Below are 20,918 nucleotides of genomic sequence, written 5' to 3' on the forward strand. Positions count from 1 at the left end.
ACCGGTTCGGGTCACCTAAGACGTACGTCACGTCACGGACCTCCGCCTGTACCCCCCGGGTACGACGTATGGACGCGGTGTGACAGCAGTGCAAAGCTCGAAGAGCCCCGTTTCTTCCTCCGTACCACCGGGAGGCACGAGCATCATGGGAGCCACATCACACCAAGCCGGAGCCGCCGGCAGGGCACTGACGGCCGACCGCCCCTCTTCCGTACGGAACGTCGTGCTGGTCGGCCACAGCGGATCCGGCAAGACCACGCTGGTCGAAGCCCTCGCCCTGACCGCAGGAGCGGTCAACCGGGCCGGCCGGGTCGAGGACGGCGCCACCGTCTCCGACTACGACGAGATCGAGCACCGCCGACAACGCTCCGTCCAGCTGTCCCTCGTCCCCGTCGAATGGGGCGGAATCAAGATCAACATCCTGGACACCCCCGGATACGCCGACTTCGTCGGAGAACTCAGGGCCGGTCTGCGCGCCGCGGACGCGGCCCTTTTCGTCGTCTCGGCCTCGGACGGGATCGACGGAGCCACCCGCATGGTCTGGGACGAGTGCGAGGCCGTCGGCATGCCCCGCGCCATCGTCGTCACGCACCTGGAGGCCGCCCGCGCCGACTACGCCCAGATGACCGACGTCTGCGGACAGATCTTCGGGGCCGACGACCCCGACGCCGTCATCCCGCTCTACCTCCCCCTGCACGGCCCCGCGGGCCCCGACGGGCACTCCCCGGTCACCGGCCTCCTCGGTCTGCTCTCCCAGCGCGTCTACGACTACGCCTCCGGCGAGCGCGCGGAACGCGATCCGGATCCCGCCGAGGTCGACCTCATCTCCGGCGCCCGGTCCCGCCTCATCGAGGGGATCATCGCCGAGAGCGAGGACGAGGGCCTCATGGACCGCTACCTCGGCGGCGAGGACATCGACATCAAGACCCTGGTCGACGACCTGGAGCGGGCGGTCGCCCGCGGCACCTTCCACCCCGTCCTGATGGCCGCCCCGGCCACCGACGGTGCCAGGCAGGGCCTCGGCACCGTCGAACTGCTCGAACTGATCACCGGCGGCTTCCCCACTCCCCTGGAGCGCGGCCCCGTCACCGTCACCACCCCCGACGGCTCCGGCCGCCCCGCCGTCTCCTGCGATCCCGACGGCCCCCTGCTCGCCGAGGTCGTCAAGACCTCCTCCGACCCCTACGTCGGCCGCGTCTCGCTCATCCGCGTCTTCTCCGGCACCCTGCGCCCCGAGCAGACCGTCCACGTCAGCGGGCACGGCCTCACCGACCGGGGCCACGAGGACCACGACGTCGACGAACGGATCGGCACGCTGACCTCGCCCTTCGGCAAACAGCAGCGCATCCTGGACCGGGGCATCGCCGGTGACCTCGCCTGCGTGGCCAAACTCACCCGCGCCGAGACCGGCGACACCCTCTCCGCCAAGGACGATCCGCTCCTCATGGAGCCCTGGGCCATGCCGGACCCCCTCCTGCCCCTCGCCATCGAGGCCCACAGCAAGGCCGACGAGGACAAGCTCTCGCACGGCCTGGCCCGCCTCGTCGCCGAGGACCCCACCATGCGGTTGGAGCAGAACCCGCACACCCACCAGGTCGTCCTGTGGTGCCTCGGCGAGGCCCACCAGGACGTCGCGCTGGAGCGGCTGCGCAACCGCTACGGCGTCCAGGTCGACGCCGTGCCCCACAAGGTGAGCCTGCGCGAGACCTTCGGCGCCAAGGCGGCGGGGCGCGGCCGGCACGTCAAACAGTCGGGCGGCCACGGCCAGTTCGCGATCTGCGAGATCGAGGTCGAGCCGCTCCCGCCCGGCAGCGGCATCGAGTTCGTCGACAAGGTCGTCGGCGGCGCCGTACCCCGCCAGTTCATCCCGTCCGTGGAGAAGGGCGTACGCACCCAGGCCGCGCGCGGGGTCTCGGCCGGCTATCCCCTGGTCGACGTGCGCGTCACCCTCCTCGACGGCAAGGCGCACTCGGTGGACTCCTCCGACGCCGCCTTCCAGACCGCGGGCGCGCTGGCCCTGCGCGGGGCCGCCGCCGAGGCCCGCATCGAACTCCTCGAACCGGTGGCGGAGCTCGCCGTCGTCGTCCCGGACGAGTACGTCGGCCCGGTCATGAGCGACCTCGCCGGCCGCCGTGGCCGCGTCGTCGGCACCGAACAGGCGGGCGGCGGGCGCACCCGGATCCGCGCCGAGATCCCCGAGATCGAGATCGGCCGCTACGCCATCGAGCTGCGCTCCGTCTCGCACGGCACGGGCCGCTTCGCCCGGGCGTACGCCCGCCACGAGCCCATGCCGCCCCAGATCGCGGACAAGGTGCGCGAACAGGCCGAGAAAGGAATGTAATTGACATAGCGTCGGGAGACGCCGCCCACCCGACCAGCTTGCGGTGGGCGGCATTTCCCTGTCCCATGACCATGGGGCGAGATGCGTCGATAGGCTCGTCGGCGCAACAAAAGAGCACGAACGCGCAGCGATGGGGGCAGCGGTGGCGGACGACGGATTCGACTTCAGGCCCGGAGCACAGATCCCGCTCCAGGGCGGCGGGGGGCAGACGGCAGCGACCAACGCCCTCGCCTCGGCCGCGTACCGCGACGGCGGGAACGACACGAAGCTGGCGAAAATACTCGACGCCAACAGCGAGAACCACCCCGCCACGGTCAAGCCCCCGAAGATCTCCCTCTTCGAGCCCAACCTCGGCGAGGCCTTCTGCCGCGCCGTCGAGGCCCGCACCCTCGGCTCCGGCCGCAAGCCGCTCATCCAGTCCTTCGGCGCCGACCCGCAGACCGTCGTGGAGCACTGCCTGGCGGCCTCCCGCATACGCAAGGAGCGCGACGGCAAGCTCCGCCTGATCATGCTCGTCTGCGGTGTGGTGTTCCTCCCCGGCCTGCTGCTGTGGCTGGGCCTGTTCCAGCTCCGCAAGAGCCTGGCCTCCGGGGACAAGAAGCACGCGTCGTGGCTCGGCACCGCGATCCTGGTCGGCATCGCCCTCGTGGTCGCCGTCCTGATGTTCAAGCTGCCCTTCACCGGCTTCCTCGGCCTCTACCTCCGCGGCATGATCATCGCTCCGGCCCTGGGCTGGCTGCTCGCCCGCCGGATCTGCGAGAGCACCGCCGCCGACCTGCGCGCCCGCTGGGACGGGCTGCTGGCCGGTGACGGGATCGGTGCCAAGATCCCGGAGGCGGTACCCGGAAACCCGGACGAGAAGGCCCGCGAGGACCTGCGCCACCAGCTCGCCAAGCTGACCGCGGAGGACCGCAGCAACCACGTCTTCTACGCGGGCCCCAAGGGCCTGCTCGGCATGGGTACCCGGTGGGGCAGCTGGCAGATGGCCGAAGAGCTCGCCCCCAAGACCGAGGGCGCCGAGATCCACCCCTTCCGCAGCTGGGACGTCGTCCGCGCGATCGACACCCAGCTGCGCAAGCTGGAACGCGGCCCCCTGCACACCGGCGGCTTCCCGGCGGCCGCCATCCAGCACTGGATCGTCACCCCGATCGGCGAGGGCGCCGCCGAGGTGGCCCGCCCCACCGGCGAGAACACCGACAACTTCCTGATCAAGCCGCACGAGATCACCCGGATCTGCAACGAGCAGCAGTTCAGCGCGGGCAACCGGCACTACCTGGGCATCCAGTACCCGCTCTGGGACGGCCAGCTCGTGATCAACATGCTGGTCACCGTCACCGTGCTCTACAAGACGCTGCGCGTGGACGTCACCGCGCACGCCCTGGGGCCCGTGCACGGCCTGTTCACGACGAAATCCGCGGCCCCGGTGGTGGAGGTGCCCAAGAGCATCCGGTTCTGGGAGACCGTGGAGCGCCCGCTGCCGCTGGTGGACGCCCAGGAGGTCGTACGCCTCGCCGTACGGGCCCCGCTGAGCTGGTTCCCGCCGATCCTCGACTTCTTCGGCGGCAAGCTGGTCCTGCCCGAGCCCTTCGGCCTGCGGCACGTGTGGGCCGGCTCGATGTGGCGCCACCGCTTCATGGCGGACGACGCGCTGCGCACCGTGGCACCGGTCCTGCGCGCGGTGCACGCCGCCACCTTCAAGGTGCTGGAGGACAACGGCGTCGACACCGACCGCTTCACGAACCGTTCCTCGATCATGAGCGGCCTGATCCAGGAGCCGGCGCCGCGCAAGGCGGACGTGTACGACGCGTAGGGACGCGTGGGTAGGCTCGAGTGACCGAGGTGACCCGCGAGGGCCGAGGAGGGACGATGACCGAGCGCAAACCGCCTGGTGTGGACATCGAGTCCTGGGTGGACCGGCAGATCAGAGAGGCGGCCGACCGCGGCGACTTCGAGAACCTGCCGGGCTGGGGCAAACCCCTGGCCTCGCTCGACGCGCCGTACGACGAGATGTGGTGGATCAAGCAGAAGATGCACCGCGAGGGCTTCTCCGCCCTGCCCCCCGCGCTCGCGCTGCGCAAGGAGGCCGAGGACGCGCTGGAGGCGGTCCGCGCGGCCCCGTCCGAGCGCCAGGTGCGGGCCGTCCTCACGGAGATCAACGAGAAGATCCGCGCGGCACTGCGCATGCCGCCGCCTGGCCCGCCGCTCGGCCTCACCGAGTTCGACGTCGAGGACGTCCTGCGGACGTGGCGGGAGACCCGCCCGTCCTGATCAGTCGGTGGGCCAGGCGTCCGCGAGCATCTGGCGGGTGTCCGCGAGGAGTTGGGGCAGCACCTTGGTGTGGCCGACGACCGGCATGAAGTTCGTGTCCCCGCCCCAGCGGGGCACGATGTGCTGGTGCAGGTGCGCGGCGATGCCGGCCCCGGCGGCCGCGCCCTGGTTCATGCCGATGTTGAAACCGTGCGCCCCGGACGCCTTGCGCAGCGCGATCATCGCCCGCTTCGTGAGATCGGCGAGCTCGGCCGTCTCCGGACCGTCGAGCTCGGTGTAGTCGGCCACGTGCCGGTACGGGACGACCATCAGGTGGCCGCCGTTGTACGGGTAGAGGTTCAGCACGGCGTAGACGTGCTTGCCGCGGGCCACGACCAGCCCGTCCTGGTCGGACATGTCCGGAATCCCGCAGAAGGGACAGCCGTCGCCGGCCTCCGGGCCGCTCGGCTTGTTCTCCCCCTGGATGTAGGCCATCCGGTGGGGCGTCCACAGACGCTGGAACGCGTCCTGCGTGCCCACACCGATCTGCTGCTCCGGCTCAGTCGTCATGGCGGCAAGCATATGACCTTGCCTTCGGGTACGAGGAAGGCCCCCGGAAAGTGATCACTTCCCAGGGGCCTTCCAGCGGCGCGTCAGACCTGGACGCGGTCCGCGACGACCTTGGCCAGCTTGGCCAGCGCCTCGTCCTTCGCGATGCCGTTCTCCTGCGAACCGTCGCGGTAGCGGAAGGAGACCGTGCCCGCGGCCATGTCCTCGTCACCAACGATGATCATGAACGGAACCTTGAGCTTCTGGTGGTTGCGGATCTTCTTCTGCATGCGGTCGGAAGAGGCGTCCACCTCGACCCGCAGGCCCATCTTCTTCGCCTCGGCGGCGAACTCCTGCAGGTACTCGACGTGCCCGTCGCCGATCGGGATGCCGACCGCCTGGACCGGGGCCAGCCACGGCGGCATGGCGCCCGCGTAGTGCTCCAGCAGCACGGCGAAGAACCGCTCGATCGAGCCGAACAGCGCGCGGTGGATCATGACCGGGCGCTGGCGCGAGCCGTCCGGGGCCGTGTACTCCAGGTTGAACCGCTCCGGCAGGTTGAAGTCCAGCTGGACGGTCGACATCTGCCAGGTACGGCCGATGGCGTCCCGCGCCTGCACGGAGATCTTGGGGCCGTAGAAGGCCGCGCCGCCCGGGTCGGGGGTCAGCGGGAGGCCCTGCTTCTCGGCGACCTGCTGGAGGACCGCGGTGGCCTCCTCCCAGACCTCGTCCGAGCCGACGAACTTCTCCGGGTCCTTGGTGGACAGCTCCAGGTAGAAGTCGGTCAGACCGTAGTCGCGCAGCAGGTTCAGCACGAAGGTGAGCGTGCGGTCGAGCTCCTCCGCCATCTGCTCACGGGTGCAGTAGATGTGCGCGTCGTCCTGGGTGAAGCCGCGGGCACGGGTCAAGCCGTGCACGACGCCCGACTTCTCGTACCGGTACACGGTGCCGAACTCGAACAGGCGCAGCGGCAGTTCGCGGTAGGAGCGGCCGCGCGCGTCGAAGATCAGGTTGTGCATCGGGCAGTTCATGGGCTTGAGGTAGTAGTCGGTACCACCGTCGAGCTGCATGGGGGGGTACATGCCCTCCGCGTACCAGTCCAGGTGGCCGCTCTTCTCGAAGAGGGCGCCCTTGGTGGCGTGCGGGGAGTAGACGAACTCGTAGCCCTCCTCCTCGTGCCGGCGGCGCGAGTAGTCCTCCATGGTGCGGCGGATGATGCCGCCGCGCGGGTGGAAGACGGCGAGGCCGGAGCCGATCTCGTCCGGGATGGAGAAGAGGTCCAGCTCGTTGCCGAGCTTGCGGTGGTCGCGCTTCTCGGCCTCGGCGAGGAAGTCGAGGTGCGCCTTCAGCTCGTCCTTCGACGGCCACGCGGTGCCGTAGATGCGCTGGAGCATCGGGTTCTTCTCGCTGCCGCGCCAGTAGGCGGCGGCGTTGCGCATGAGCTTGAAGGCCGGGATGTTGCGGGTGGTGGGCAGGTGGGGACCGCGGCAGAGGTCCTTCCAGCACAGCTCGCCGGTCTTCGCGTCGAGGTTGTCGTAGATGGTCAGCTCGCCGCCGCCCACCTCGACGTTCGCGCCGTCGTCGGTGGACGCGGCACCCTTGATGCCGATGAGCTCCAGCTTGTACGGCTCGTCGGCGAGCTCCTCGCGGGCCGCCTCGTCGGTGACCACGCGGCGGGCGAACTTCTGCCCGCGCTTCTGGATCTCCTGCATCTTCTTCTCGATGGCCTTGAGGTCATCGGGGGTGAAGGGCTTCGCGACGTCGAAGTCGTAGTAGAAGCCGTTCTGGACCGGCGGGCCGATGCCCAGCTTGGCCTCGGGGAAGAGCTCCTGCACGGCCTGCGCCATGACGTGCGCGGTCGAGTGGCGCAGGATGTTCAGGCCGTCCTCGGAGGAGATCTCCACCGGCTCGACGGTCTCGCCGTCCTGCACCTCGTAGCTGAGGTCCTTCAGGTCACCCGCGACGCGCGCGGCGACGACGGTGCGCTCGCCGGCGAAGAGCTCGGCCGCCGTAGTGCCCGTGGCCACCACGCGCTCGTCCCGCTCGGAATCGCGTTGGATGATCACACGGACGTCTGACACCGGTCTCTCCTGACTCTGGGGGCACCTCCCAGCGGTAGCTGGGGGCGGGATGCGCGAGCGAACGCTGCGCGCCTGAATCGTACCGAGCCGAGTGGCTGCGCCGCTAAACGGTTACTCCCGGGCCCCGCCCCGCCCCCGGGTTCGCGGGCCCGGGCCGCGCCCAGGACCCCGTGGCAGGCGAAGCCGGCCGTGGGGTGGGGCCGCTCGGGCACACTCGAAGCGGGCCTGACGGCACCGGCTAGGCTCCGGCTCGCGCGGGCGCAGCCCCGAGACTCCGCCCCTGCCCCCGGAGGGATCCGTATGCCGAGTCCGCAGATCCGACCGCTGGACCTGACCGACGACGCCACCGCCGACGCCGTGCACCGGATCGGCCGGGCCGCGTACGCCGTCGAGGCGGAGATCATCGGCTTCGACGGGATCCCCGCCCTGCGCGAGAGTCTCCCCGAGATGCGCGCGCAGGCACTGCGCTGGGTCGGGGCCGTCTCCGGGGGCAGGGAGCTGGCCGGCTTCCTCGCCTGGGAGGAAGGGCCCGACGGCGGCGTCTGCATCGACCGGCTCTGCGTGGCCCCGGCCTTCTTCCGCCGCGGCGTCGCCTCCCTGCTGCTGCGCCACGCCCTGGCCGAGCTGTTCCCCGGCCGCCCGGTCCACGTCACCACGGGCGCCGCCAACGCCCCCGCCGTCCGCCTCTACGAGGGCCTCGGCTTCAGCCGGGGCGCGGACTTCTCCCCCGCCCCGGGCCTGACCATGGCCTCCTTCAGTCGTCCGACGGCAGCACGTCCTGAGGGTCGAAGGGGTCGTCGAGCGACTTCATCAGGCGGTCCCGCTCGACCTCGTCCAGCGGGACCGGCGTCACGTCCGTGACGTCGGTGAGCCGCCGGAAGCCGCCGCGCCGCTGCAGCCGCCCGCTGACCCGGACCGGCAGGCCGACCAGGTGCGCGTGGCCCGCCACCCGGTACGCCTCCTCGTCGAGGACGACCCGGACGTACGGGATCTCCGCCCCGGCGAGGACCCGTACCCGGACCGTGCCCCCGCCCCCCGCCGCGGAACGCCGCATCCGCACCACCGCCCCCGCGATCCGCACCGGCACCGCCGGCTCGTCCCGTGTGTAGCGCGCCGCCGCCTCGCGGAGCACCGGCAGGTCGCCGGGCGAGAACTCCACCGGCTCCGGCCGGGCCGCGCACCCCGCCGGGACCCCCGCCGCCGGCGCCCAGGCCAGGGCGATCCGCGCCCCCTCCGAACCCCGGACCAGCGCGATCAGCGCGTCGGCCAGCTCCCGGCTGACACCGGCCTGCACCGCGGCGTCGAAGGCCTCCATGCCGCCCGTGGCCCGCCGGTAGTCCACCGCCTCGCGGGCGGCGTGCAGCGCGTGGTGCAGCTGCGTCACGGTGCCCCGGCCCCCGTCCACGGGGACGTACGCGGTCAGCCGCCGCCCGCCGGGGGCGGGCCCCACCAGGATCCCGTCCAGTGCCCGTTCGGCCTGCGCCCGGTGCCGGGCCCCGTAGTACCCGGCCCTCGCGCGCGCGGCGAGCGCCCCGGCCAGCAGGAGCTGCCGGGCGGCCGAGCGCAGCCGTTCCTGGACCGTCCAGTCGGCCTCGCCCTGTATCCCGTACGCCCCCTCGGGGAACTCCCGCTCCCAGCGGATCTCGTCGCTCGGCACGCTGAGCCCGTACAGCACCTCCCGCGCCGACGGCACGGCGCTGCGCGCGAGCGCGGTCAGCGCCTCCTCCAGCAGGTCGGAGCAGTCGGGGAAGGCGCGGCTCTCGGGGACGAGCAGGCTCGTCCCGCCGCTGACCGATGAGTGTCCGGCGGGCGGGGTCCAGCGCCCGTACCGGCCGACGGCCCCGCCGCGCCGCAGCCAGCCGTGCCGGTGCAGCAGCGCGCCGAGCACCGCCGGATCGACGTGAGCGGGGTCGGGCGCTCCCGGGGCGAACTCCGGGGACGACAGCGGTTCGAGGTGCGACGAGTGCCAGTTCATCAGGGTGTCCCTCCCGACCCGACCCGGGTCATGATCTCGCACAGCGCCCGGTCGTCGAAGATCCGCGTGGTCGGGATCCGTACGGTCGTCCGGCGCCGGCCGGTCACGGGGTGTCCGGCGAGGTTGGTCCAGTAGCAGCAGTGCCGCAGGTCGAGCCGGTCGTGCCCGGCGGCGAGCCACTGGTCGCGCTCCCGCGGGACGAGCATCACGACGAGGATCTTGTGGACGGCGACCGGGGTGCGGGCCAGCTTCACCAGGTGCTCGTTGTCGAGGGTGAAGGCGAAGGTGGGCCCGGCCGGCCGCGGCGGTATCTGGTAGGTCGCCTTCAACTGCACCTTGATGGTGACCTCGTCGTCGACGACGTGCTCGGGGGCTCCGTGGCTGACGTGCCAGTCGATGCCGTTGTCCGGAAAGGGCTGGGAGAGCGAGCAGCCGGCCGCGGCGGCGACGGCGTGCAGGTATCCCACCTGAAGGGTCTCCATGCAGGCGGTGGTGGCGAGTGTGCCGCGCAGCGGTCCGGTCCGCGCGTCGCCCGGCGTACCGGTGCGCGGATCGATCTGCCCCGCCAGCACCCCGCCCGGTTCGGGCTGCGCGAGCGCCATGGCCGGCTCCCCATGCCTTCCGGGCTCTGCCGTGGGTGGTGGGTGGGGTGACGACCGGTCATGTGTACGGCCCCCCAAGAGGGTTGTCTCCGCACCCGGGTCCCGGCAAACGGCGTACGCGGCAAACAGCACGGGTATCACCGATGCGGGCGAAGGTGGCGGGTTCTTGAGGCAGCGGTGCCCAAGTGCGCCCCATCTGCCGACCGGGAACGAGGAGTTCGCCATGACACGCTGGTACGAGGGCCCGCTGGCCGCATTCGACACGGAGACCACCGGAGTGGACGTCGAGCAGGACCGGATCGTGTCCGCCGCGCTCATCGTGCAGGAGTGTGCGGGCGGGCGCGCCCGCACCACGCGCTGGCTGGTCAATCCCGGCATTCCGGTGCCCCCGGGTGCCACGGAAGTGCACGGCCTCACCGACGAACACCTCCAGCGCCACGGGCGCTGGCCGGCGCCGGTGGTGGAGGAGATAGCCCGGGCGCTCGGCGAACAGCAGCTGGCCGGCCGGCCGGTGGTGGTGATGAACGCGCCGTTCGATCTGACGCTGCTGGACCGGGAGTTGCGCCGGCACCGGGCGTCGTCGCTGGCGCGGTATCTGGACAACCGGCCGCTGACGGTGCTGGATCCGCGGGTCCTGGACAAGCATCTGGACCGGTACCGCAAGGGCCGCCGGACCCTGACGGACCTGTGCGCGCACTACGGGATCGAGCTGGAGGGCGCGCACGACGCGGCGGCGGACGCGCAGGCGTCGCTGGAGCTCGTACGGGCGGTGGGGCGCAGGTTCGCGGCCCGGCTGGAGCGGCTGACCCCGGCCGAACTGCACACGCTGCAGCAGGTGTGGCACGCGGCACAGGCGCGGGGGCTGCAGGCGTGGTTCGCGCGCCAGGGGACGCCCGAGTCGGTGGATCCGCACTGGCCGCTGCGGCCGGACCTGTCGACGGCGGCGTGAATCAGGGCCCTTGCATGCGGAAGGCCGGTCCGTCTAAGACGGACCGGCCTGTCCCGGTGGGCGATACTGGGATCGAACCAGTGACCCCTTCGGTGTGAACGAAGTGCTCTCCCGCTGAGCTAATCGCCCGGGAACGGACTGAACAATACAGAAGCCTTGGGGCTGGTTCAAACCGCTTCCGGCGGAGCGGCCAGCCGGGCCGCGAGACCGCGCCGGCCGGCCCGCATCATGAGGGCGTGGTTGAGCCGGAACACCGGCCGCCCGGGCAACGCGAGGCGCCGCATCAGCGGCAGCCGCACCTCGACCTCCTGCTCGTACAGCGCGCGGGTCCGCGCGCCGCCGGCCCCGCGGCGCGGCCGTACGGTCCACCGCGCCCAGCCGTCGAGGTCACCGGCCAGCGACACCTCCAGGACCCCGCGGGCGGGGTCGCGCAGGAGCTCGGAGGCGGTGACGCGCAGCGCGTACGGCAGGACCGAGCGGACGGTCGCGGTGCCGGTGCGGTCGTCGACCGGTTCGACCCGGCGGATCTGGGGCCACCAGTGCGGGTACTCCCCCGGCTCCTCCAGCACGGCGTAGACGCGTGCGGGCGGGGCGTCGAGGTCCCACACGCTGCGGAAGCGGTAGCGGCTCCATCGGTCCCAGCGGCTGCGGTCCATGGATCCAGTCTGGCCCGCCGGGGGTGTGCGCATGCCTGCTTCGCACGTACTCAGCGCACGTCTGAGTACGCACACCCATGTCCTGACCACGTGAGCGCCGCCACACTCCGGACTATGAACACGCCTCTGCCACCGGTCGAAGAGCTGGCGCTCATCGACCGCGAACTGGCCCAACTGGACGCGCGGCGGCTGTACTTGCTGGGCCGCCGGGACTGGCTGGTGCGCCTGCTGCACCAGCCGTCGACGGGTCCTGCCGTCTGGGCGGCTCCCGGGCGCGGGCCCGCGCCCGCTCCCGCCACGGAGGCCTCGGCCCCGAGCGCGCAGAACGTGCTGCTCGCCCTGGGCGCGGTGCTGCTGGCCGTGGCGGCGCTGGCCTTCACGCTGCTGAGCTGGGGGTCCCTCGGGATCACCGGGCGTTCGGCGGTGCTGGCCGCGGTGACCGCGGCGGCGCTGGGCGCTCCCGTGCCGCGCTGCGCCGCGGTCTGGGCTCGACGGCGGAGTCGGTGGCGGCGGTGGGACTGCTGCTGACCGTGCTGGACGCGTACGCGCTGTACGCGGTCGGCATGCCGGGCACGGACGGCACCTCGTACACCGCCGGGGCCGCCGGGGTGCTGGCGGCGGTGTGGGCCGGGTACGGCCTGGCCCTGCCGAAGCTGCGGATCGCGCTGCCCGCGGCGGTGCTGGCGGCGCAGTTCCCGCTGCCGCTGGCCGCGCTGGCCGCGCAGGGGGGACCGCTGGAGACCGGCTGGGCGCTGCTGGCGACGGCCGCGCTGGACGCGGCCCTCGCGCTGCGGGCCCGGGCGGCGGCCGTCCCGGGGGCGCTGCTCGCGACGGCGGCGCTGCTCGTCGGAGCGGCGGACTCCTGGTCGGCGGCCACCGCGGCCGACGCCGTGGCCCCGGCGGGGCTGCTGCTGGCGGGCGCGGCCCTGGGTACGGCTGCGGCGTGGCGGGAGCCGCGCGCCCTGGCCGCGGCGCTCGTGGGCGGCCTCGCGGTGGTGGTGGCGCTGGGCGGTGTGGCGCGGCCGTCGCTGGATCCGGCGTGGGCGGTGGTGGCGCACCTGCTGGTGGCGCTCCCGCTGCTGGCGGGGGTACGGGTGCACGCGCTCCCGGCGGCGGTGCGGCGCGGGCTGGCCCGGGCCGGTGCGGTGGTGGCCGCTCTGGCCGCGCTGGCGGGCTGGTCGGCGGTGGCGCCGACGCTGCTGACCCGGATCCGGGTGCTGGACGAGGTGTGGGCGGCGACGAGCCCGGCCGGGGATCCGTTCGTGCCGGGGGCGGCGGTCCCGGTGACGCTGCTGATCGCGGCGGGCGCGGCCTGGTGGCTGTCCCGGACGCTGTCCCGGCCGGAGCCGGCGGTGGCGGCGGTGGCCTCGGCCTGGGCCGGCTTGTTCACGGCCCCTGAGCTGCTCGGCCTCCCGGTCGCGGCGGTGTTCGCCGCGCAGACGGCGGTGACGGGCGCCGCGGGCGTCCTCGCCCTGCGCTCACGGGGGCGCGGGGCCGGGATCGCGGCCGCCGCGTGCGCGTCGGCCGGCGGCGTGATCGTGTCCGTGGCCGCGCTGGACGGCCGGGCGGCGACCTTCGCGGTGTGGGGGCTGCTGGCCGCGGGCTGTGCGGCGGGGGCGGCGTACGGGCCCGCTCCGCGCCCGGTCCGCTCGGGGGCGACGGTGTGCGCGGTCGCGTACGCCACGGGGCTGCTGGCGGCGGCGGCCGCGGTGACGGACCTGGCCGTGGCCTGGTGGGCGCTCCCGGTGCTCGTGGTGCCCGCGGTGGTGGCCGCGGTCGGGCCGCGGCTGGGCTCCGTGCGGGTGCCGTCGGAGATCGCTGCGGCCGTGGCCGGCGCCGCGGCGGTGGCCACGGCGGCCGGCCGGGCCGGGACGCTGGCGCTGGTCCTGGCGCTGGCCGGGGTGATCTGCGCGGGGGCCGCGGTACGGGCGGACCGGCGCGTTCCGGCCGGCTGGGCGGCGGGGGCGCTGTTCGTCGCGGCGACCTGGGTCCGGCTGGCCGACTCCGGGGTCGTGGTTCAGGAGGCGTACACACTGCCGGTGACGGTGCCCGCCCTCGTGGTGGGCCTCCTGCGGCGCCGTACGGACCCGTGTGCGTCCTCCTGGACGGCGTACGGCCCCGGGCTGGCCGCGACCCTGCTGCCGAGCCTGCTGGCCACCCTGGGGGCCTCTCCGGCCGGGGAGGCGCAGTGGCTGCGGCCGCTGCTGCTGGGCCTGGCCGCACTGGCGGTGACCCTGGTGGGCGCCCGCCACAGGCTCCAGGCCCCGCTCCTGCTGGGCGGCGCCGTGCTCGCGGCGGTGGCGCTGCACGAGCTCGCCCCGTACGTGGTGCAGGTCGCGGGGGCGCTCCCGCGCTGGGTGCCGCCGGCCCTGGCGGGCCTGCTGCTGCTGGCGGTGGGGGCCACGTACGAGAAGCGGCTGCGCGACGCCCGCCGTCTGCGGGACGCCATCGGGCGGCTCGGATGAGCCGCCCGGACGTCCCGGGGCCGGGAAACGCCAGAGGCCCGGAGACTGTGAAAGTCTCCGGGCCTCTGGTCCGGGTGGGCGATACTGGGTTCGAACCAGTGACCCCTTCGGTGTGAACGAAGTGCTCTCCCACTGAGCTAATCGCCCGGACGCACCGCAAACATTACCGCATGTCAGCGGTGCTCCATGACCACCATCGGTCCGTCACTGGTCCTTGAGGTTCCAGGGCAGGACGAGCCCGTACTTCCACAGGTAGAAGCCGATCAGCGCGGCCGCGATCACGAGGCCCGCGCTCGTCAGGATGATGTTGCGGCGGCGGACCTTCGGGTCGAGCGCCTTCTGTGCCGCTTCGGTGACCTTGCGCTTGGTCCAGCGCAGCACGAGGTGGGCCCAGGCGAACTCGGTGGCCCAGATCGCCAGGCCCGCGAAGATCGCCACCCAGCCCGGTCCGGGCAGGACGAGCATGGCGACGCCCGCCGCGATGACGGCGAGGCCGACGACGAAGACGCCGACCTGCCAGCTCAGGTGCAGGCTCCGGCGGGCCTTGATGAAGGCGGGCGCCTTCGACACGTGCGGCGCTTCCGGCGTGGCTTCCTTGCCGGACGCGTCGGAGGCCGAAGTGTCGGCTGCGGTCGCGTCGGCTGCGGACCCATCGGTCTCGCGGTTACTCCCCGTATTCATGGGGACGAATCTACCGGAGCCGGAAGCACACGTGAATGGTGCTTTGGATCCGCCGTACGAGGGACCCAGAGGTCCGCAAAACGGTCAGAGGGGTTTACAACGGCACCGTAGGTGGCATGTCGATTTCGCCGACGTGCGAATCCCCGAGCGCACACTGAGCGAAAGGCCCTGGCGCTTATGAACACCACGGTCAGCTGCGAGCTGCACCTGCGCCTCGTTGTGTCGAGCGAGTCCTCACTGCCTGTTCCCGCGGGCCTGCGGTATGACACGGCCGACCCCTACGCCGTGCACGCCACCTTCCACACCGGCGCCGAGGAAACGGTCGAATGGGTATTCGCCCGCGACCTCCTCGCGGAGGGCCTTCACCGGCCCACCGGTACCGGCGACGTCCGCGTCTGGCCCTCCCGCAGCCACGGTCAGGGCGTCGTCTGCATCGCCCTGAGCTCACCGGAGGGAGAAGCGCTGCTCGAAGCACCCGCCCGAGCACTCGAGTCGTTCCTCAAGCGGACGGACGCCGCGGTCCCACCCGGGACCGAGCACCGGCACTTCGACCTCGACAAGGAGCTCTCCCACATCCTGGCCGAAAGCTGAGCCAGGCCTACAGCCGATCGACACCGTCCGACTCGGGGCGACGGTGTGCGTCGGACAACCACATACGGCAGTGCCGGCGCTGTTCACGCGGGAGCCACCCGCGCGGACGGCGCCGGTGTGCGTGGAGACCCCCTTCCGCAGCAACCCGCTAGAGTCGGCCCCCATCGGCGGCAGCAGCCCGTCACCGCAGGCCCGGCCCTTGAGGGAGACCCCGTGCAGATCCCCCACGACACCCGTCGCGCGCTCGACGTCGTCGTCGCGCTGGTGAACACAGCGGCCGAGGCGGACCAGCCCGACGGACTCTCGGACGTCAGCGCGCTGCGCGACTTCGTCCAGGAGTACGCGATCAGCGACGTCGGCGATCTGGGCGTCCGCGACCTGGCCGGGGTCCGTACGGTGCGCGGCAAGTTCGCACAGGTCTTCGCCGCGCCGAACTCGCGTGCGGCCTCCGTGCTGATCAACGAACTGGTCGCGACGGCCGGCACCACCCCGCAGCTGACCGACCACGACGGCTACGACTGGCACGTGCACTACTTCGCGCCGGGCGCCTCGGTGGGCGACCACCTGGCGGCCGACGGCGGCATGGCGCTGGCCTTCATCGTGGTCTCCGGCGAGCAGGAACGGCTGCGGCGCTGCGAGGCCCCGGACTGCCGGCGCGCCTTCGTGGACCTGTCGCGGAACCGCTCGCGGCGCTACTGCGACAGCCGGACCTGCGGGAACCGGCTGCATGTGGCGGCGTACCGGGCCCGGCGCAAGGAAGCCGACGCGGGCCCGTCGGAGCAGGGACCGTCAGAGCAGGAACAGATCGTGCACGGCGGCGAGCAGCAGCAGGACGCCGATCACGGCTAGGAAGATCATCAGGGGCGGCTGGGAGAGGGCGAAGAGGCAGCCTCGCGGCTCCTCGGCGACAGGGGCGGGTACCGGCGCGGGCGCCGAAGGCTCACTCTGGGATGTCTCGAGCATGTCGGGCCGATGATGGCGCAGCGCGCCGCCGTCCGTCCCTCAACACGCCAAGATCCGCCCGGCACTTCGCCCGATCTCGTGGACCCGGGCGCCCCCGGCCCCGACCGGTCAGATCCCGTGCTTCTTGAGGATGGCCTCGATGTCGGAGAAGTCGTCCGCGGGGGCGGCGGCCGGCGGGTTCTGGCGCCCGGTGGGCTGGGGGCGGCTGCCGGCGCCGAGGGACGGCGCGGAAGCGGCCGGGGCGACGGCCTCCCGGGCCGTGCTCCCCTTGGCGGCCTTGGCCGGCTTCTCGGACGTCCCGAGCCTGCGGCGCTCGACACGGCGGGTGGTGGCGAGGAGCAGCCAGGCGAGCCCGAGCAGGCCGAAGCCGGCCCAGACGGTCGGATTGAAGACGATCCCGGACACCCACTCCACGAGGCCCGTCATCACGAGGGCGACGGGCACCAGCGCGTACGCGGCGATCCGCGTCGCGGCCAGGAAGCGCCGGCGGTAGGCGGTCAGCGCGGCGATGCCCAGGCCCGCCGCGGACACCGCGGCACATATGGTCTCGGCGAGCATGCGGTCCTCCAGGTGTGGGCGGTCTGTCCCTATCCATCCTGCCCCGGGGGCACCGTACGGGCCAGGTCCACGGCCGCCGCCGCACGGATCTCCGGGACATCTCCGGGTCGCGCCTCCTCCCCGGGTACCGGTGGGTGGGGACGTGCGGGCCTGGGAGACTGTCCGCATGACCGATTCCGTGATCCTCGAAGTCTGGTGCGAACTGCAGTGCCGGGACTGCCACAGCGCGCTGGACGACGTACGCGCCCTGCGGGCCCGCTACGGCGACCGGCTGGACATCCGGCTGCGCCACTTCCCCCTGGAGAAGCACAAGCACGCCTTCGCCGCGGCGCAGGCCGCCGAGGAGGCCGTGGAGCAGGGGCAGGGCTGGCCGTACGCGGAGGCCGTGCTGGCGCGCACCGCGGAGCTGGGCGAGCGCGGCGAGCCGGTGCTGCTGGACGTGGCGCGTGAACTGGGTCTCGACGTCGAGGAGTTCGACACCGCCCTGATCGACGGGCGGCACATCCTGATCGTCGACGCCGACCAGGCGGAGGGCAAGGCGATCGGCGTGAGCGGCACCCCGACGTACGTGATCGGCGGCGAGCGCCTGGACGGCGGCAAGAGCCAGGACGGCCTGCGCGCCCGGATCGAGGAGATCGCGGACCGCCTGCTGGCCTCCGGCCAGGCCTGATCCGTCCGACAGGCCCTAGATCAGGTCCTTGGCGTAGTTGAAGCTGGTGGGGCGGTAGCCGAGGGACTCGTACAGGCGCAGAGCCGGGGTGTTGGCGGTGAACACGTGCAGCCCGAGCACGCGGTGGCCCTGGGCGAGGGCCGTGCGCTCGGCGAGCAGCATCAGGTGGCGGCCGTGCCCCCGGCCCCGGTACGCGTCCTCGACCTCGACGTCGAAGACGTACGCGCCCTCGTCGCCGGGTGCGAGCCACACATGGCCGACGGGCGCCCCGGCCGCCTCCAGGACGACGAAGTGGGTTCCGGGGGTGGCCAGGCCCTGCGGCAGCAGGGCCTCGTGGTCGGCCCCCGACTTCGCGTGCGCGGCCTGCGCGGACATGCCGCGGCTGGTCCAGCTGGCGGCGTAGGACTCGATGGCCCCGGCGTTCCAGACCTCGTACTCGGCGTCCGTCATCGGGCGGCCGAGCACTCCTTCGGGCACGGCGGGCGGCTCGGCCGGCAGGCCCTTGGCCATGTTGCGGCTGTATTCGGTGTACCCGAGGGCCTCGGCCATGCGCAGGCCGCCCGCCGAGTCGGCCGGGACCGCGACGCGGACCCGGCGGCAGCCCCAGCCGCGCAGCACTTCCTCGGCGGCGAGCGCGGCCACCGTGGCCCTCCCCCGCCGACGGTCGCCCTCGTCGACGCTCAGGTCGCGGATCTCGCCGACCGTCGGTCCGAAGGGGGTGTCGGAGGTGATCAGCAGGGCGCCGACGCGCCTGCTGTTGACCCGGATCTCGTACGGGCGCGTCCGCGCCCCCGTCGTGGTCTGCTGGAGCGGCCCGGACGGCCGCAGGGTGGTGGTCATTGGTCGAGTTCTACCCGCCCCGGGGCCGCCGCGACAGCCTTTATCCGTCCGAAGGCACCCGACGTGCTCCAACGGATTCCAACGGCTTCTAGGGGTCGAGTTCCGTGCCCGCCTTGGCGTCGAAGATCCGCATGGCCTCGGCCGTGACCGGGCCCGGGCCGACGGCGAGCTCCCGGCCGTCGATCCGCGTGACCGCCTGGACGTCGCGCAGCGAGGAGGTCAGGAAGACCTCGTCGGCCTGCTCCAGCACCTCGAAGGGCAGGTCGGTCTCCTTGGCCCCGGCCCATTCGACGACGAGGGCGCGGGTGATGCCGGCCAGGCAGCCCGAGGCCAGGGGCGGGGTGTGCAGCCGGCCGTCGAGCACGACGAAGACGTTCGAGCCGGTGCCCTCGCAGAGCCGTCCGACGGTGTTGGCGAGGAGCGCCTCCGAGGCCCCGGCCCGGGCGGCGGTCGCCAGCGCGACGACGTTCTCGGCGTACGAGGTGGTCTTGAGGCCGGCCACGGCGGAGCGCTCGTTGCGGACCCAGTCCACCGTGACGACGGCGGTGGTGTCCGGACGGCGGGGGGACTCCACCACGGCGGCGATCAGGGTGGGCGCGGCCTCGCCGCGGTCGGAGCCGAGCGGGGAGACGCCGCCGGTGTAGGTGACGCGCAGCCGCCCGAACGGCACCGGGTTGGCTTCCAGTACGGCCGCGCAGGCCCGGCGCACCTCGTCGTGGTCGGGGTCCGGCAGGCCCAGTCCGCGGGCCGAGCGCGTCAGCCGGTCCAGGTGGCGGGTGAGCGCGAAGGGCTTGCCGCGCTCCGCCTTGAGGGTCTCGAAGACGCCGTCACCCACGGTCAGCCCGTGGTCGAAGACGGACACCCTCGCGTCGTCGACGTCCCGCAGCGCTCCGTCGAGCCAGATCTTCACCGTACGGCCCCTCTCATGGTCCCGTTCTCGTGGGTTCCAGACGCTACCCGCAGCAGGCGGGCGGCCTTCAGTTCCGTCTCGGCCCACTCGCGGTCGGGGTCGGAGCCCCAGGTGATGCCCGCGCCGGTGCCGAACAGCAGGCGGGGGCCGCCGGGGGCTTCCCGGTCGATCCAGAAGGTGCGGATGCCGACGGCCAGCTCGCCGGTGCCCTGGTCGGCGTCGACCCAGCCGATGCCGCCGCAGTAGGGGCCTCGGGGAGCGGTCTCCAGGGCCTCGATGATCCGCAGGGCGGAGGATTTGGGCGCCCCGGTGACGGAGCCGGGCGGGAAGGTGGCGGCGAGCAGCTCCGGCCAGCCGACGCCGTCGGCGAGTTCGCCGCTCACGGTGGAGACGAGGTGGACCAGGCCGGGGTGCTCCTCGACGGCGCACAGCTCGGGGACGGTGACGGAGCCCGTGGCGCAGACCCGGCCGAGGTCGTTGCGTACGAGGTCCACGATCATCACGTTCTCGGCGTGGTCCTTGGGGAGCAGGTCTTCGGCGGTGCGGCCGGTGCCCTTGATGGGGCCGGAGTCGACGCGGCGGCCGGTGCGGCGCAGGAACAGCTCCGGGGAGGCGGTGGCGATCTCGACGCCGTGCGCGGGGAGCCGAATCGTTCCTGCGTAGGGCGCGGGGTTGCCGCGCGCGAGGAGCGCGGTGAGCGCGTCGACATCGGCATCGGCCGGGTGGGGCAGCGGCGCGGACATCACCCGGCAGAGATTGGCCTGGTAGACCTCGCCGGCGGCGATGTGCTCGCGGATGCGGCGGACGCCGGCCACGTACGCGGCCCGGTCGAGCGAGGAGGACCACTCGTCGGCGGCGGGACCCCGCCAGGCGCCCGGTGCGGGCGCGGGAACGGGGTCGGGGCGTATGTCCCCGAAGCGCGCGCAGACGAGCCGCCCTTCGAAGTCGGCGGCCACCGCCCAGAAGCCGCTGGAGTCCAGGGCTGCGGGGTCGCTGGTGACATCTCGGAGGTCGGTCGCGAGAAGGCCGCCGAAGCGGGCCAGAGGAGGCAGGTCGTGCACGGCTGCGAGTCTATGACCGGTGACGCGGCGGCGCCGGTGGGGTGAGCGGGAGGTGACCGGTGGTGATCGAGCGGCAGCACGCTGCGGAAACGCGTTTTTGAGCTGGCTCGGTAATCCGCTAGAGTTCAACACGTCGCCAGGGAGCGAAGGGGAAAAACCCCGGAGCGAACACGGTGACCTGCGGACGTAGCTCAGTTGGTAGAGCACCACCTTGCCAAGGTGGATGTCGCGAGTTCGAGTCTCGTCGTCCGCTCGAAGTGGGGGATTTCCTTCCCGAGAACCCCTGCAGCTCCATGGTGGAGTGGCCGAGAGGCGAGGCAACGGCCTGCAAAGCCGTCTACACGGGTTCAAATCCCGTCTCCACCTCCAAGGACGATTAGCTCAGCGGGAGAGCGCTTCCCTGACACGGAAGAGGTCACTGGTTCAATCCCAGTATCGTCCACTGATCCGCAAGGATCCCCGCGCGATTAGCTCAGCGGGAGAGCGCTTCCCTGACACGGAAGAGGTCACTGGTTCAATCCCAGTATCGCGCACGCAGCACCACGCATTACCTGCATGACCTGCGACTTTCGAGTCGTGGAGCCCGCGCGATTAGCTCAGCGGGAGAGCGCTTCCCTGACACGGAAGAGGTCACTGGTTCAATCCCAGTATCGCGCACCACCCGGAAGCCCCGGCCGTCTCGACGGCCGGGGCTTCCGCGTTCCTCCTGACCGCCTTGCGGATCGCCTCCAGGACCGGGGGCCGCACACAAAAAGGGTGCTGCCGGTACGACTCCCCAG

Annotated in this window: 21 protein-coding genes and 7 tRNA genes; 15 read left to right on the forward strand and 13 right to left on the reverse strand. The window is 72.6% G+C overall.

The features are described from left to right. The first annotated feature begins 145 nt into the window (after positions 1-145). The 3 genes from OG737_RS04035 (at position 146) to OG737_RS04045 (ending at position 4,609) form a co-directional block, all read left to right on the forward strand. Complete coding sequence (locus tag OG737_RS04035) at positions 146-2,341, forward strand: elongation factor G-like protein EF-G2 (RefSeq protein WP_328924753.1); 2,196 nt, start codon at positions 146-148, stop codon at positions 2,339-2,341. 142 nt (positions 2,342-2,483) lie between these two features. Then, a complete protein-coding gene (locus tag OG737_RS04040) occupies positions 2,484-4,151 on the forward strand; it encodes a hypothetical protein (protein ID WP_328924754.1) in 1,668 nt (555 codons plus the stop codon). Positions 4,152-4,207: 56 nt separating this feature from the next. Then, positions 4,208-4,609, forward strand: coding sequence for a DUF1992 domain-containing protein (locus OG737_RS04045; RefSeq protein ID WP_328924755.1), 402 nt, complete (start codon positions 4,208-4,210; stop codon positions 4,607-4,609). Here OG737_RS04045 and OG737_RS04050 read toward each other — a convergent pair whose 3' ends face one another. After that, complete coding sequence (locus OG737_RS04050; RefSeq protein ID WP_328924756.1) at positions 4,610-5,170, reverse strand: HIT domain-containing protein; 561 nt, start codon at positions 5,168-5,170, stop codon at positions 4,610-4,612. Positions 5,171-5,241: 71 nt separating this feature from the next. Further along, positions 5,242-7,218 carry a threonine--tRNA ligase gene (thrS, locus tag OG737_RS04055; protein WP_328924757.1) on the reverse strand — a complete coding sequence of 659 codons (1,977 nt, stop codon included), beginning with the start codon at positions 7,216-7,218 and terminating at the stop codon, positions 5,242-5,244. Between the two features lie 300 nt (positions 7,219-7,518). Here thrS and OG737_RS04060 point away from each other — a divergent pair, with 300 nt between their 5' ends. After that, positions 7,519-8,079 carry a GNAT family N-acetyltransferase gene (locus tag OG737_RS04060; RefSeq protein ID WP_328924758.1) on the forward strand — a complete coding sequence of 187 codons (561 nt, stop codon included), beginning with the start codon at positions 7,519-7,521 and terminating at the stop codon, positions 8,077-8,079. Here OG737_RS04060 and OG737_RS04065 read toward each other — a convergent pair. Continuing rightward, on the reverse strand, positions 7,973-9,193 hold the full coding sequence (locus tag OG737_RS04065; RefSeq protein ID WP_328924759.1) for a hypothetical protein: 1,221 nt from the start codon (positions 9,191-9,193) through the stop codon (positions 7,973-7,975). The two genes, OG737_RS04060 and OG737_RS04065, sit on opposite strands and share 107 nt — an antisense overlap. Continuing rightward, positions 9,193-9,795 carry a DUF4365 domain-containing protein gene (locus tag OG737_RS04070; protein WP_328924760.1) on the reverse strand — a complete coding sequence of 201 codons (603 nt, stop codon included), beginning with the start codon at positions 9,793-9,795 and terminating at the stop codon, positions 9,193-9,195. The genes OG737_RS04065 and OG737_RS04070 overlap by 1 nt, the downstream gene beginning before the upstream one ends. A gap of 223 nt (positions 9,796-10,018) precedes the next feature. Here OG737_RS04070 and OG737_RS04075 point away from each other — a divergent pair, with 223 nt between their 5' ends. Then, a complete protein-coding gene (locus OG737_RS04075) occupies positions 10,019-10,744 on the forward strand; it encodes a 3'-5' exonuclease (protein ID WP_328924761.1) in 726 nt (241 codons plus the stop codon). Between the two features lie 57 nt (positions 10,745-10,801). Here the strand turns inward: OG737_RS04075 and OG737_RS04080 are convergent. Next, a tRNA-Val gene (locus tag OG737_RS04080) sits at positions 10,802-10,873 on the reverse strand. Positions 10,874-10,911: 38 nt separating this feature from the next. After that, on the reverse strand, positions 10,912-11,400 hold the full coding sequence (locus tag OG737_RS04085) for an SRPBCC family protein (protein WP_328924762.1): 489 nt from the start codon (positions 11,398-11,400) through the stop codon (positions 10,912-10,914). 114 nt (positions 11,401-11,514) lie between these two features. Here OG737_RS04085 and OG737_RS04090 point away from each other — a divergent pair, with 114 nt between their 5' ends. Both OG737_RS04090 and OG737_RS04095 read left to right on the forward strand, forming a co-directional pair. Further along, positions 11,515-11,928 (forward strand): hypothetical protein, encoded by a 414-nt coding sequence (locus OG737_RS04090; RefSeq protein WP_405921194.1) that lies wholly within the window; start codon positions 11,515-11,517, stop codon positions 11,926-11,928. Continuing rightward, the gene (locus OG737_RS04095; protein ID WP_405921195.1) at positions 11,913-13,865 is read left to right on the forward strand and encodes an SCO7613 C-terminal domain-containing membrane protein; all 1,953 of its coding nucleotides are present in this window, start codon (positions 11,913-11,915) and stop codon (positions 13,863-13,865) included. The genes OG737_RS04090 and OG737_RS04095 overlap by 16 nt, the downstream gene beginning before the upstream one ends. Positions 13,866-13,940: 75 nt before the next feature. On the opposite strand, the gene OG737_RS04100 is transcribed toward OG737_RS04095, so the two are convergent. Together OG737_RS04100 and OG737_RS04105 are read right to left on the reverse strand one after the other, a co-directional pair. Continuing rightward, positions 13,941-14,012 (reverse strand) — tRNA-Val (locus tag OG737_RS04100). Between the two features lie 57 nt (positions 14,013-14,069). Further along, positions 14,070-14,546, reverse strand: a complete 477-nt coding sequence (locus tag OG737_RS04105) for a TIGR02611 family protein (protein WP_328924764.1) — start codon at positions 14,544-14,546, stop codon at positions 14,070-14,072. Positions 14,547-14,723: 177 nt separating this feature from the next. Between OG737_RS04105 and OG737_RS04110 the strand changes: the two genes are divergently transcribed. After that, entirely contained in the window at positions 14,724-15,137 is a 414-nt protein-coding gene (locus OG737_RS04110) for an SsgA family sporulation/cell division regulator (protein WP_030011909.1), read from the forward strand. A 213-nt stretch (positions 15,138-15,350) separates the two neighbouring features. Next, on the forward strand, positions 15,351-15,986 hold the full coding sequence (locus OG737_RS04115; protein WP_328924765.1) for a CGNR zinc finger domain-containing protein: 636 nt from the start codon (positions 15,351-15,353) through the stop codon (positions 15,984-15,986). On the opposite strand, the gene OG737_RS04120 is transcribed toward OG737_RS04115, so the two are convergent. Then, on the reverse strand, positions 15,927-16,100 hold the full coding sequence (locus OG737_RS04120) for a hypothetical protein (protein ID WP_328924766.1): 174 nt from the start codon (positions 16,098-16,100) through the stop codon (positions 15,927-15,929). The genes OG737_RS04115 and OG737_RS04120 overlap by 60 nt on opposite strands. Positions 16,101-16,208: 108 nt before the next feature. Further along, the gene (locus OG737_RS04125) at positions 16,209-16,658 is read right to left on the reverse strand and encodes a hypothetical protein (RefSeq protein ID WP_328924767.1); all 450 of its coding nucleotides are present in this window, start codon (positions 16,656-16,658) and stop codon (positions 16,209-16,211) included. A 166-nt stretch (positions 16,659-16,824) separates the two neighbouring features. On the opposite strand from OG737_RS04125, the gene OG737_RS04130 reads away from it, so the two are divergent. Further along, the gene (locus tag OG737_RS04130; protein WP_328924768.1) at positions 16,825-17,328 is read left to right on the forward strand and encodes a DsbA family protein; all 504 of its coding nucleotides are present in this window, start codon (positions 16,825-16,827) and stop codon (positions 17,326-17,328) included. A gap of 15 nt (positions 17,329-17,343) precedes the next feature. Here the strand turns inward: OG737_RS04130 and OG737_RS04135 are convergent, their stop codons facing one another. The 3 genes from OG737_RS04135 to OG737_RS04145 form a co-directional block, all read right to left on the reverse strand. Continuing rightward, positions 17,344-18,168 carry a GNAT family N-acetyltransferase gene (locus tag OG737_RS04135; RefSeq protein ID WP_405680242.1) on the reverse strand — a complete coding sequence of 275 codons (825 nt, stop codon included), beginning with the start codon at positions 18,166-18,168 and terminating at the stop codon, positions 17,344-17,346. Between the two features lie 88 nt (positions 18,169-18,256). Further along, the gene (locus tag OG737_RS04140; protein WP_328924770.1) at positions 18,257-19,078 is read right to left on the reverse strand and encodes an aminodeoxychorismate lyase; all 822 of its coding nucleotides are present in this window, start codon (positions 19,076-19,078) and stop codon (positions 18,257-18,259) included. Further along, complete coding sequence (locus OG737_RS04145) at positions 19,075-20,139, reverse strand: chorismate-binding protein (protein WP_328924771.1); 1,065 nt, start codon at positions 20,137-20,139, stop codon at positions 19,075-19,077. The genes OG737_RS04140 and OG737_RS04145 overlap by 4 nt, the downstream gene beginning before the upstream one ends. A 180-nt stretch (positions 20,140-20,319) precedes the next feature. Here OG737_RS04145 and OG737_RS04150 point away from each other — a divergent pair. The 5 genes from OG737_RS04150 to OG737_RS04170 all read left to right on the forward strand — a co-directional run bounded on the left by OG737_RS04150 (position 20,320) and on the right by OG737_RS04170 (position 20,799). Further along, positions 20,320-20,392: transfer RNA gene (locus OG737_RS04150), tRNA-Gly, on the forward strand. A gap of 42 nt (positions 20,393-20,434) precedes the next feature. Continuing rightward, positions 20,435-20,508: transfer RNA gene (locus tag OG737_RS04155), tRNA-Cys, on the forward strand. A 1-nt stretch (position 20,509) separates the two neighbouring features. After that, positions 20,510-20,581 (forward strand) — tRNA-Val (locus OG737_RS04160). Positions 20,582-20,600: 19 nt separating this feature from the next. Continuing rightward, a tRNA-Val gene (locus tag OG737_RS04165) sits at positions 20,601-20,672 on the forward strand. A 52-nt stretch (positions 20,673-20,724) separates the two neighbouring features. Continuing rightward, positions 20,725-20,799: transfer RNA gene (locus OG737_RS04170), tRNA-Val, on the forward strand. The last annotated feature ends 119 nt before the right edge of the window (positions 20,800-20,918 follow it).

Origin of the sequence: Streptomyces sp. NBC_00122 (genome assembly GCF_045160845.1) — a bacterium.
Lineage (GTDB): Bacteria > Actinomycetota > Actinomycetes > Streptomycetales > Streptomycetaceae > Streptomyces.